The 13,726-nt window shown below is 47.4% G+C and carries 7 protein-coding genes; all 7 read left to right on the forward strand.

The features are described from left to right. Nucleotides 1-12 precede the first annotated feature (12 nt). The 7 genes from bglX (BN161_RS19065) to BN161_RS19095 all read left to right on the forward strand — a co-directional run bounded on the left by bglX (BN161_RS19065) (nt 13) and on the right by BN161_RS19095 (nt 13,314). Complete coding sequence (gene bglX / locus BN161_RS19065; protein WP_044269410.1) at nt 13-2,367, forward strand: beta-glucosidase BglX; 2,355 nt, start codon at nt 13-15, stop codon at nt 2,365-2,367. 107 nt (nt 2,368-2,474) lie between these two features. After that, complete coding sequence (locus BN161_RS19070) at nt 2,475-3,809, forward strand: glucoamylase family protein (RefSeq protein WP_044269374.1); 1,335 nt, start codon at nt 2,475-2,477, stop codon at nt 3,807-3,809. 291 nt (nt 3,810-4,100) lie between these two features. Then, nucleotides 4,101-7,172, forward strand: coding sequence for a SusC/RagA family TonB-linked outer membrane protein (locus tag BN161_RS19075; protein WP_044269376.1), 3,072 nt, complete (start codon nt 4,101-4,103; stop codon nt 7,170-7,172). Nucleotides 7,173-7,200: 28 nt separating this feature from the next. Beyond that, on the forward strand, nt 7,201-8,667 hold the full coding sequence (locus BN161_RS19080; protein WP_044269378.1) for a RagB/SusD family nutrient uptake outer membrane protein: 1,467 nt from the start codon (nt 7,201-7,203) through the stop codon (nt 8,665-8,667). Between the two features lie 107 nt (nt 8,668-8,774). Further along, the gene (gene bglX / locus BN161_RS19085; protein WP_044269380.1) at nt 8,775-11,096 is read left to right on the forward strand and encodes a beta-glucosidase BglX; all 2,322 of its coding nucleotides are present in this window, start codon (nt 8,775-8,777) and stop codon (nt 11,094-11,096) included. Nucleotides 11,097-11,122: 26 nt separating this feature from the next. Continuing rightward, nucleotides 11,123-11,983, forward strand: a complete 861-nt coding sequence (locus tag BN161_RS19090; RefSeq protein ID WP_044269382.1) for an endonuclease/exonuclease/phosphatase family protein — start codon at nt 11,123-11,125, stop codon at nt 11,981-11,983. Between the two features lie 8 nt (nt 11,984-11,991). Beyond that, the gene (locus BN161_RS19095; protein ID WP_044269385.1) at nt 11,992-13,314 is read left to right on the forward strand and encodes a glucoamylase family protein; all 1,323 of its coding nucleotides are present in this window, start codon (nt 11,992-11,994) and stop codon (nt 13,312-13,314) included. The last annotated feature ends 412 nt before the right edge of the window (nt 13,315-13,726 follow it).

Here is a 13,726-nt window from a genome sequence, read left to right on the forward strand (position 1 = left end):
AAATATCTACTTATGAAGAAAATAGTCAAAAAAGCAAGCCTGTTGCTGATCAGCGCTTTAATGAGCATAGCAGCGGCACAGGCTCAAAGGTCACCGCAAGACATGGATCGCTTCATCGACGCACTGATGAAGAAGATGACCGTGGAAGAGAAAATCGGACAATTGAACCTACCCGTCACGGGAGACATCACCACGGGACAGGCCAAGAGCAGCGACGTAGCACAAAAGATTGAAAAAGGATTGGTGGGCGGACTCTTCAACCTGAAAGGAGTAGACCGTATTCTTGAAGTGCAAAAGCTGGCAGTAGAGAAATCACGCCTCGGTATTCCCCTGCTGTTCGGCATGGATGTGATACACGGGTACGAAACCATCTTCCCTATTCCATTGGGATTGTCCTGTACATGGGATATGGCAGCTATTGAAAAGTCCGCTCGTATTGCAGCCATCGAAGCAAGTGCCGACGGTATTTCCTGGACATTCAGTCCGATGGTAGACATCAGTCGCGACCCACGTTGGGGGCGTGTCAGCGAGGGCTCGGGAGAAGATCCGTTCCTGGGTGGAGCTATCGCACAGGCAATGGTATACGGATACCAGGGTGCCAATCTGCAAGACCAATTGCACCGCAACGATGAAATCATGGCTTGCGTAAAACACTTTGCACTGTATGGAGCCGGAGAAGCCGGACGTGACTATAATACAGTAGATATGAGCCGCAACCGGATGTTCAATGAATTTATGTACCCGTATGAGGCTGCCGTAGAGGCCGGAGTGGGTAGTGTGATGGCATCATTCAATGAAATAGACGGTATTCCCGCCACCGGAAACAAATGGCTGCTGAGCGATTTGCTGCGTGGTCAGTGGGGCTTCGAAGGGTTTGTGGTAACGGACTTCACAGGCATTTCAGAGATGATAGAGCATGGTGTCGGCGACTTGCAGACCGTCAGTGCACTCGCTCTTAATGCAGGGGTGGACATGGATATGGTAAGTGAGGGCTTCGTCGGTACACTGATGAAATCCATTAAAGAAGGAAAAGTAAGAATGGGCACGTTGAATACAGCCTGCCGCCGGATATTGGAAGCGAAGTACAAGCTGGGACTGTTCGACAATCCTTATAAATATTGCGACGTGAACCGTCCGAAGCGGGATATCTTCACAAAAGAACATCGTGACGCCGCCCGCAAGATTGCCGGCGAAAGTTTTGTTCTTCTGAAGAATGCCCCCGCCACCGCACAGCCACTCGTAGCTCATAACTCGTCACCCGTAACAGCTTCCCCCGTGCTTCCGTTGAAGAAGCAAGGTACAGTTGCCGTCATCGGCCCTCTTGGAAATACCCGCAGCAACATGCCGGGCACTTGGAGCGTAGCCGCACGCCTCAACGATTATCCTTCTTTATACGAAGGCTTGAAAGAAATGATGGCAGGCAAGGTTAACATCACCTATGCCAAAGGTAGTAACCTCATCGGCGATGCAGCTTACGAAGAACGTGCCACCATGTTCGGCCGTTCATTGAACCGCGACAATCGCACGGACCAGGAGTTACTGGACGAAGCACTGAAAGTTGCAGCCGGTGCCGACGTTATCATAGCCGCACTGGGAGAATCTTCTGAAATGAGCGGTGAAAGTTCAAGCCGCACCGAACTCGGCTTGCCCGATGTACAGCATACTTTATTGGAAGCCTTACTGAAAACAGGTAAACCCGTAGTACTAACCCTCTTTACCGGTCGGCCGTTGACGCTGAACTGGGAACAGGAGCATGTACCTGCCATCCTGAATGTATGGTTCGGAGGCAGTGAAGCGGCTTATGCCATTGGCGATGTTCTGTTCGGTGACGTCAATCCGAGTGGAAAACTAACTATGACTTTCCCGAAGAATGTAGGCCAGATTCCTTTGTTCTACAATCATAAGAATACCGGTCGGCCACTGGCAGCAGGCAAATGGTTCGAAAAGTTCCGTTCAAATTATCTGGATGTGGATAACGAACCGCTGTATCCCTTCGGTTATGGATTGTCATATACCACTTTCCAGTACAGTGACATTGCATTGAGCACACCGACATTGGGAAAAGATGGTTCCGTTACAGCCGTAGTCACCGTCACCAACACTGGTAAATATGACGGCGCGGAAGTAGTGCAACTCTATATCCGCGACCTCGTAGGAAGCATCACCCGCCCTGTACGCGAGTTGAAAGGTTTCAATAAAATCTTCCTTCGCGCCGGAGAAAGCAAAACGGTATCATTCACTATCACGCGTGATCTGCTTCGGTTCTATGATTACAACCTGAACTACGTAGCCGAACCCGGTGACTTCGATATCATGATCGGTGGAAACAGCCAGGCTGTGAAGACAGCGAAGTTGACACTGAAATAGTGACGAGCTACGAGCTACAAGCTACGAGTGGCTGCGCTGTATAGTCCGAAAGGCACTTGTAACTCGTAGCTTGTAGCTTATTTATCATCCCTAACCCCTTATTAATTATGAAACAATTAACAACCTACCTCCCCCTTATCTTCTTGCTTCTCCTCGGAGCCTGCAAGAATGCCAAGACCGGAAGTGCCGCCCAACTTACCGACGACGCCCTCATGGACACCGTTCAGCGGCGAACCTTCAATTACTTCTGGGAAGGCGCGGAACCTAACAGCGGTCTTGCCCCCGAGCGTATCCACATGGATGGTATCTACCCCGAAAAAGACCAGAACGTCATTACTTCCGGCGGTAGCGGCTTTGGCATTATGGCGATACTTTCAGGTATCGACCGCAGCTACATCACTCGTGAAGAAGGTCTGGCACGTATGGAAAAGATAGTCTCTTTCCTTGAAAAAGCCGACCGCTTCCACGGCGCCTATCCTCACTGGTGGTATGGAGATACCGGCAAGGTAAAGCCTTTCGGACAGAAAGACAACGGTGGCGACCTCGTAGAAACAGCTTTCCTTATACAAGGACTGCTTGCCGTACACCAATATTATGTCAATGGCTCTCCCCAGGAACAGGCACTTGCCAAGCGCATCGATACCCTTTGGCGCGATGTCGACTGGAATTTCTATCGCCAGGGCGATCAAAATGTACTCTACTGGCATTGGAGTCCCGAATACGGTTGGGCAATGGACTTCCCCGTACATGGTTACAACGAATGTCTCATCATGTATCTGCTTGCCGCTGCCTCACCCACACACGGCGTTCCCGCCTCCGTCTATCATGAGGGCTGGGCACAGAACGGCGCCATCGTCGAACCCCATAAAGTAGAAGATATCGAACTTCATCTGCGCTATCAGGGTTGTGAAGCAGGTCCCCTCTTCTGGGCACATTATTCCTTCCTCGGATTAGATCCGACTCATCTAAAAGATGAATACTGCGCCAGCTATTTCGATGAAATGCGTAATCTGACTCTCGTGAACCGTGCTTATTGCATCCGAAATCCGAAGCACTACAAAGGTTTCGGCCCGGACTGTTGGGGACTGACCGCCAGCTACTCCGTCAACGGATATGCCGCCCACATGCCGAACGAGCGGGATGACCAGGGAGTCATCTCTCCTACCGCCGCTCTTTCGTCCATCGTCTATACCCCGGACTATTCGCTCGCTGTGATGCGCCATCTCTATGACATGGGCGATAAGCTATTCGGTCCTTACGGTTTCTATGATGCTTTCTCCGAAACAGAGAACTGGTATCCCAAACGATATCTTGCCATCGATCAGGGACCTATTGCCGTCATGGTAGAGAACTATCGTACCGGTCTGTTATGGAAACTATTTATGAGCCATCCGGATGTACAAAACGGATTGCAGAAACTGGGATTCTCAACAGATAAATAAATAAGAAAAGCCGGAAGCAGTACACAAACCTGTTTCCGGCTTTTACTTTTCCTAAGGATCACTCATACCGTCCTTATTCTTTATCCATCTAAGAAACAATGCATTAAATTGATTTGAGTAGTAAATGAGTAGTCCCCGATTTGTTAAAAATCAGGGATATGTATTGGTGGTGAATATCTTTTTTGCAGTTCGCACATCGAATTTTCTACATTTGCGATGAAGTTTAATTCGAGCACTGCGCAGAGCTAAGAAGAAAACAAAAAGAATTATCCACCTAAAAAATTTAATGCGATGAAGAGTAAAACACATCTTCTGAAAAAGGCCTTATGGCTAAAGAATCTATTCTTGACGGCGTGCCTCATATTGGTAGCAATGCCCGTACTCTCCCAGACAAGAACAGTAACAGGTACCGTAACCGACGCATCGGGTGACGCACTGATTGGCGTATCCATCCTCGTACAAGGTACCAGCAACGGTGTAGTTACCGATTTAGACGGTAAATATACATTAACGAACGTTCCGGAAAACGGAACACTCACTTTTAGTTATATAGGTATGTTACCGCAAGATATAAAAGTGAACGGACGTTCGGCTATCAATGTGACATTGAAAGAGGACTCACAGCAATTGGAAGAAATTATCGTAATCGGTTATGGCGCTGCAAAAGCCAAAGACTTGACAGCTCCTATTACCGTCGTTAAAGGTGAGGCCCTGACTGCTATACCTTCCACAACCCCTATGGCGGCACTCCAGGGAAAAGTTCCCGGTGTCAATATCGTAAATAATGGTGCTCCGGGTGAAGGTCCTACCGTACAGATCCGTGGTATCGGTTCATTCTCCAACAGTAAGCCGTTGTTCGTTGTAGACGGCATGTTCTACGACAACATCAACTTCCTGAACAACGCGGATATTCAGGAAATGTCTATCCTGAAAGATGCTTCGGCTGCCGCTATCTATGGTGTACGCGCTGCAAACGGTGTAGTTCTCATCACCACCAAAAAAGGTTCGCGCAACCAGAAAGCAAAGATCACTTATGACGGTTATGTAGGTATCCAGAAAGCATCCAATGTGCTCGAACTCTGTAATGCACACGAATATGCAACTATGCTTCTCGAAGGTAACTTCGACTCCTATAAGACCCACTTCATACAGTCCATCGACAAATACGGCGGTAGTCATGATGATCCTGACTTCCACAATTGGACTTTTGGAGCAGACAACGATTGGTACGACCTACTTCTGCGCACTGCCGCTATCACAAACCACAGTTTAAACATTAACGGTGGTTCCGAAAAAGCGGTGTATGCTGTCGGCGTAAGCTATTTGTATCAAGACGGTATTATGGATGTTGACAACAACTACAAACGTCTGAACTTCCGTGGTTCTGTCGATTATGATGCTACGAATTGGCTGAAAGTCGGTTTCAACGGTGTTTTCAGTAATTCCACGCAGCAGGTGCCCAACAATCAGGCATGGCAGAAAGCGTTCAACTGTCCTCCCATCGTAGCTCTTTATGATGATGAGTACAACGATAAGTCTTTCCCTGACAAATTTGGTTCTCCGGATGCAATCGGTTATACCTCAACAAACTTCCTTAACCCGATTGCAACTGCCAAATATTTTGATTCAAGCAAAGAAAACTATCAGGTATTGAGCAACTTCTATGCTCAGATTGATTTTATTCCCAGCAAATTGAATTTCAGGACGAACTATTCCTATAGCTTCCTCTCTACCCAAGGTCGTGAGTTTACTCCGAAATACTACGTAAGCAGTTGGCAACAATCAGCCACCACTCAACTTACAAAGAACGAAAACAAGTATTACAACTATATCTGGGATAATACCCTGACTTATAATGACCAATGGGGCAAACACAGATTTGGTGCCATGGCAGGTTACTCCATGCGTCAGGAACAATGGCGTATGTTCGAAGGTAAAGCAAGCAACGTTCCCGATGGAGCAGACGAATACTGGTACATCAAGAACGGTGACGCAGCAGGTGCTACCGTGAAAGACGACGGTTACTGCTACAGAGGTGTTTCTTACTTCGCCCGTCTGAACTACAACTATGATGACAAGTATCTGTTGATGTTCACAATGCGTGCCGATGGTTCCAGCAAATATCAGGAACATTGGGGTTACTTCCCTTCAGTAGGTGCAGCCTGGGTTCTGTCGGAAGAATCATTCTTGAAAGACCAGAAATGGATTGACTTCCTGAAACTGCGTGCAAGCTGGGGTAAACTGGGTAACGACCAGGTAGCAGCAAGCGATGGTTTCGCTTCTATCGCAACCGGCAACGCCGCATCCGGTGTATTTGGTAATTCTACCATTGCAGGCTATCAGAACAGTACATACTTCAGCTGGTTGAAGTGGGAAGTTGTTGAAGAATGGAATGCCGGTATAAACTTCATTACCCTCAACAACCGTCTGAATATTGACGTTGACTATTATCACCGTATGACTAATAATGCTGTGATCGCTCCGCTACTCCCATTCAGCACCACCACCCTTGCCGGAAACTATGGTAAGATTCTCAACTCCGGTATCGACATAAGTGCCAACTGGAACGATAAAATCAGCAAAGACTTCTCATACAATATCGGTGTGAACATCTCTACTTTGAGAAACCGCGTGAAAGATCTGAACGGCAACAGCATCATCAGAGGTGGTAAGACCGTTAATATCGTAGGTAAAGAAATGAACTCATTCTACGGCTTCAAAATGATAGGCGTTTATCAGACAGAGGAAGAAATTGCTGCTGATCCTATTGCAGTGGCCAATGGTTGTGTACCGGGTGACTTAAAGTATGCCGACCTTGATGGAAACAATGTCCTTGACGGAAACGACCGTACTACATTAGGTTCTTATATTCCTAATTTCACTTACGGTATCAACCTCGGTCTTAACTACAAGAATCTTGACTTCCAGCTGACTACCTACGGACAGACCGGTGCCCAGATGTTCAACCGTAAACGTGCGCTTCGTTATTCTACTCAGAACTATAATTTCGACCGCGCCCAATACAAAAACCGCTGGACAGGGCCAGGCTCCACAAACTCTGACCCGTCGGCTGCCGCACTGCTAAGCCTCTGGAACGTAAGCGACCAAAAGTATAGCTCGTACTTTGTAGAAAGTGCCGACTACTTCCGCATTCAGAATATTACACTTGGTTATACATTCCGTAACCTCAAGTTTGGTAACTATACCATGCCGGGCTTACGCCTGAGTCTGACTGCCGACCGTCCGTTCACAACTTTCAAGGCCAACGCATTTACTCCCGAATTGTCCGACAGCCAAGGTTGGGATACAGAAGTATATCCTCTGACATCGACTTATACATTAGGTTTGAGAATCGATTTCTAAGAAATAACCCATTAATAATTTAGAACTAATGAAAGCATTAATAAGACCTTTTATATTTATAGCGTCCGCCTTGATGGTGTTATCGTTCGCATCCTGCAATGGTTTTCTAGATAAAGAACCCGAAGGTAAGGTTCCGGAAGAGAAAGTGGATTATACCAATATCAGCAATATGTACCAGCCGGTATCAGGCGTGTATGCAAAGATTCGTACCAGCGGTTTGCACTGGGTGATTTGGGAAATCACTACCATTCGCGACCAGGATGTATTTAGCGGTCAGTGGAATAACAGCGAATATTATAAGCTGAGCGAATACAAGTATAATGATTCTTTCTGGGGCTTCAACGAATTGTGGATGCAATATTACAATATTATCAAAACTGCCAATGCAGCTATTGAATCGTTAGACCTGTACGCTGAGAATATCACCAACGATAGCGATATGAAAAACTATAAGGCATATCGTGGTGAAGTGATGTTTATGCGTGCTTATGCCTACTATCGTCTGGTGCAGGCTTTTGGTCCGGTTACCATCCTCCGCGACAATAATCAGGTTGATTTGAGCCGCTCCACTGCCAATGCGGTAAACAAATATGCACTGGAAGATTTGCAGTACGGCATTGATAATATGCCGCGTATCCGTCCGAACCAAAGTGAGCACAAAGGAGCCGTTACAGCGTTTTCCGCCGAGATGCTGGCAGCCAAGTTTCATCTGAACATGGGCAACTACGCAAAAGTAGAAGAACTGACAGACGATATCATTGAGCATGGCAACTTTTCACTCTATCCCGACTTCTACCAGTTATGGAAGATTCCCGGAAAACTCTGTGACGAGTCTATGTTCGAATGTCAGATGACTGACTTCGGCAATGGTTCCGGTGAGCTGATTGACGGTGACCAGTGGTTTGTTTGTCAAGGGCCCAACAATGCCGGCAGTGACATCAGTGGTTGGGGAGACTGTGGCATCCTGAAATCTTTCCGTGACTGGGCTTACGAACGCGGAGAAACAATACGTGCCACCACTTCCTTCCTGCTGGCAGGAGAAACAACACCGGACGGTGATTACATACAGCCACAAGTAGATAATGAAAAGACCGATTGTTGGAACGGTAAAGCGTATACTCCACTGAACCAATTGACACCGGGACGTACAAAATACGGTACAAACAACAATGCGCGTATTTTCCGCTATGCTGATGTTCTCTTGATGAATGCCGAGGCGAAAATCAAAAATGGAAAGAATGGTGACGCTCCATTCAATGAAGTAAGAAGACGTGCCAAGATGCCGGAACTTACCAATGTAACTTTCCAACAAGTTATCGACGAACGCCGTATGGAGTTGATGTGCGAATGGGGCGAACGTTATAACGACCTTGTACGCACCGGTCTGGCAAAAACAGAATTGAAAGGCTGGTCTGAGGATAAGGCACTTTTGCCGCTTCCTTTCAACCAGTATACTCAGATTCCTGATTTGCTGAAAGAGCCGAAGGATGAGTAACCTTATGAATTAATTTAGTTTTCGCAAGTTAATGATAACAACATACAGATTGCACCGGATTATCATTAACTTGCGAAACTTAAATAAATGCCCAAACAAAACATATCATGAAGAAAGTTTTCAGAAAAACAAGCTTGTTGCTGGCTACTGCCCTGATGGGTGTTACCGGTATACAGGCACAAAAAGCTCCGCAGGACATGGATCGCTTCATCGACGCACTGATGAAGAAGATGACTGTAGAAGAGAAAATCGGTCAGCTAAACCTGCCCGTTTCCGGTGAAATCGTGACCGGACAAGCACAGAACAGCGATGTAGCCAAAAAGATTGAGCAAGGATGGGTAGGCGGACTTCTCAATCTGAAAGGAGTGGAGAAAATCCGCGATGTACAGAAACTTGCCATAGAGAAATCACGCCTGGGTATCCCTCTGATATTCGGTATGGATGTGGTACATGGCTACGAAACAATCTTCCCTATTCCATTGGGGCTCTCTTGCTCATGGGATATGGACGCTATCAGAAAGTCCGCCCGCATTGCTGCTACCGAAGCCAGTGCCGATGGCATCTCATGGACATTCAGCCCGATGGTAGATATCAGCCGTGATCCGCGCTGGGGACGTGTCAGCGAGGGTAACGGTGAAGACCCGTTTCTGGGAGGAGCCATCGCCAAAGCAATGGTGTCGGGGTATCAGGGAGTGGACCTCAACAATCAATTGAAACGAAACGATGAGATCATGGCATGCGTAAAGCACTTCGCTCTGTACGGAGCCGGAGAAGCCGGACGCGATTACAACACTGTGGATATGAGCCGCAACCGCATGTTCAACGAATACCTATACCCTTACCAGGCTGCTGTAGAGGCTGGTGTAGGTAGCGTTATGGCTTCTTTCAATGAAATAGACGGCGTGCCCGCCACAGCCAACAAGTGGTTGATGACCGACGTACTGCGCAAACAATGGGGATTCGACGGTTTTGTAGTGACGGACTTCACGGGAATTTCTGAAATGGTTGCGCATGGTATCGGTGACTTACAGACAGTTTCGGCACGTGCGCTCAATGCAGGCCTAGATATGGATATGGTGAGCGAAGGCTTCATTGGTACCATTAAAAGGTCTATAGCCGAAGGAAAGGTTGACATGGAAACACTGAACAAGGCTTGTCGCCGTATCCTTGAGGCCAAGTATAAGCTGGGATTGTTTGACAACCCTTACAAATATTGTGACCTGAAGCGCCCGAAACGGGATATCTTCACCAAAGAACACCGTGATGTTGCCCGTAAGATTGCAAGTGAAAGCTTTGTACTTTTAAAGAATCAACCGGCAAAAACCGGTCAGGCTCCTGTATTGCCATTAGCAAAGAAAGGTACGGTTGCCGTTATAGGTCCATTGGCAAATACCCGTAGCAACATGCCGGGAACATGGAGTGTAGCTGCACGCCTCAACGATTATCCTTCTGTATATGAAGGGTTGAAAGAAATGATGGCAGGTAAGGTGAACATCACTTATGCCAAGGGCAGTAACCTCAGTAGTGACGCCGCTTACGAAGAACGCGCCACCATGTTCGGACGTTCGCTGAACCGTGACAACCGCACAGACAAGGAAATGCTGGAAGAAGCGTTGAAGGTAGCGGCAAACGCAGATGTCATCGTTGCCGCTTTAGGTGAATCTTCTGAAATGAGCGGAGAAAGTTCAAGCCGGACAGATCTGAATATTCCCGATGTACAACGCACATTACTGGAAGCATTGTTGAAGAACGGAAAACCGGTTGTATTGACCCTCTTCACTGGCCGTCCATTGACACTGACCTGGGAACAGGAAAATGTACCCGCTATCCTGAATGTATGGTTCGGCGGAAGCGAGGCTGCCTATGCTATCGGCGATGTACTGTTCGGTGATGTAAATCCAAGTGGCAAACTGACCATGACATTCCCGAAGAATGTAGGGCAGATCCCTTTGTTCTATAATCATAAGAACACCGGCCGCCCTTTGAAAGAAGGTAAATGGTTCGAGAAGTTCCGCAGTAACTATCTGGATGTTGACAATGATCCACTGTATCCGTTCGGTTACGGTTTGTCATACACCACATTCCAATACGGAAACATTACTTTAAGTGCTCCTGCAATGGATCAGGACGGTTCTGTAACCGCTGTAGTAACAGTGACCAATACCGGTAAGCGGGATGGTGCAGAAGTTATACAACTGTATATCCGCGACTTGGTGGGAAGCATTACCCGTCCGGTAAAAGAGTTGAAAGGCTTCGAAAAAATCTTCCTCAAAGCAGGTGAGAGTAAGACGGTCTCTTTCAAAATCACCCCGGAATTGTTGCACTTCTACGACTATGATCTCAACTATGTAGCCGAACCGGGAGACTTCGATGTAATGATCGGCGGTAACAGCCAGCATGTAAAGACAGCCCGTTTGAGCTTAAAGTGATAATTCAGAATAAAAACAAAAGAAACATGAAACACATAGCTTTACTGACCTGCGTGTGTGGCCTGATGCTTCTTGGCAGTTGCAAAAACCAGTCTGCACAGAATGAACAGCCACTGGAGGTGATGACCTTTAATGTTCGCCTGGATGCTCCTTCGGACAGTGCCAATAACTGGAAATATCGCAAAGATAACGTCTGCCAAATGATTACCTACTATCAGCCCGACCTGCTGGGTATGCAGGAAGTACGTCACAATCAAATGGAAGACCTGAAACAAGGTCTTCCCCAATACATCGCTTTAGGCGTAGGACGTGACGATGGCAAGGAAGCAGGCGAATATTGCCCGATATTCTTCAACAGCCACCGGTTCACATTGGTGGAATACGGTAATTTCTCTCTTAGTGAACAGCCCGAGACCATCGGCATCAAAGGCTGGGATGCCTCCTATAACCGTATTACTACCTGGGCCATACTGCAAGAAAAGAGTAACGGTAAGAAGCTGGTATTCTTCAACACCCATCTGGACAACGACGGAGAGACAGCCCGTAAAGAAGGCGTACAACTCATTCTGAACAAGATTAAAGAGATTGCCCCACACATGCCGGCCATCATCACCGGCGACTTCAATTGTACTCCCGATGAGATACCTCTGCAGACTCTCGAAAAAGGAGGAATGGAAAATGCGTCGAAGGTGGCAGCCATTACGTACGGTCCATCCTGGTCTTTCCATGATTTCGGTCGGCTGCTGCTGGAAGAACGTGTCTTGCTGGATTATGTGTTCGTGAGCAGCGGCATGAAAACGAACCGTTATCGTGTCATTCAGGATAGACCGGAGAATGGCTTCCTTTCTGATCACGATCCCGTACTTGTTGATGTAATCCTTCAATAGAAATAGGTATGAAGACACAATATAGCTTATTATTGCTCCTGTTGTTGCTAGGCTTTACACAATGTAAAAGCCCGGCAGCAAAACCGGACCGGATAAGCGACGAAGCCCTAATGGACACCCTGCAACGCCGTACCTTCAATTACTTTTGGGAAGGAGCCGAACCTAATAGCGGACTGGCATGCGAACGTATCCATATAGATGGTATCTATCCCGAAGATGACCAGAATGTAGTGACCACCGGTGGCAGTGGCTTCGGAATCATGGCTGTGCTGGCAGGCATCGACCGCGGTTACATCACCCGTGCAGAAGGACTGGCACGCATGGAGCGCATCGTCTCTTTTCTTGAAACAGCCGACCGTTTCCACGGTGCCTACCCGCACTGGTGGTTCGGAAATACCGGACGGGTAAAACCTTTCGGGCAGAAAGACAACGGCGGTGACCTCGTGGAAACCGCTTTCCTGATGCAGGGCCTGCTTGCCGTATACCAATATTACATCAACGGCTCCCCCGCAGAACAAGCCCTTGCCGGACGCATTGATACACTGTGGCGTGAAGTTGACTGGAATTTCTATCGCCGGAACGATCAGAATGTACTCTATTGGCATTGGAGTCCCGAATACGGCTGGGAAATGAATTTCCCCGTACACGGTTACAATGAGTGTCTCATTATGTATATTCTTGCCGCTGCCTCCCCCACGCACAGCATTCCTGCAGCTGTCTATCATGAAGGTTGGGCAGAGAAAGGCGCCATTGTCGATCCCCACAAGGTAGAAGATATCGAACTTCACCTGCGCTATCAAGGTTGTGAAGCCGGTCCCCTCTTTTGGGCACACTATTCTTTCCTCGGACTGGACCCGACAAATCTATCCGATGAGTATTGTCCCGGTTATTTCAATGAAATACGCAATCTTACTCTGATCAACCGCGCCTATTGCATCCGCAACCCGAAGCAGTGGAAAGGTTTTGGTCCTGATTGTTGGGGACTGACCGCCAGTTACTCTGTCAACGGATACTCTGCCCATGCTCCGAACGAGTCGGCAGATCACGGAGTCATCTCTCCCACTGCCGCTCTTTCTTCCATTGTCTATACTCCGGAATACTCACTGGAAGTGATGCGCTATCTCTATGGAATGGGAGACAAGGTATTGGGACCTTATGGCTTCTATGACGCTTTCAGCGAAACGGAAGATTGGTATCCTAAACGCTATCTTGCCATCGACCAAGGACCTATAGCTGTAATGATAGAAAATTACCGTACCGGTTTGCTGTGGAAACTATTCATGAGCCATCCCGATGTACAGACAGGGCTAAAGAAACTGGGATTTAGATAAGCCCACCACAGAGTTCAATCTATAATTAATGTGAATCAGTAGTTGAAATAGATTCATTAGGGGATAGAAATGTATAGATAATGATAAAAAGCATTTACAGCCATCTATGCTCTGATACCATCGCTTTACAGATGAAATTTCTCCGGTTAAATAGGCGTTAACTCCTAAGCTTGGGAGCAACGCATTCCTAAGCTTGGGAGTAATGCACTCCTAAGCTTGGGAGTAACGCACTCCTAAGCTTGGGAGTTAACACCCCCCCTAAAATGGGAGGTACTACCCCCTCTACAATACGCTGTAGCGTGGGTCAGTAAAATTCAGCTTGTTCAGTCACTGAAATCGGAAGATAGGGAAAAAGAAGAGAAATATAAAAAGACAGGCGTATAAAATTATCAACATTCAGCCTGTAGCCAAT

Source organism: Bacteroides timonensis (genome assembly GCF_000513195.1).
In the GTDB taxonomy this organism is placed as follows: Bacteria; Bacteroidota; Bacteroidia; order Bacteroidales; family Bacteroidaceae; genus Bacteroides; species Bacteroides timonensis.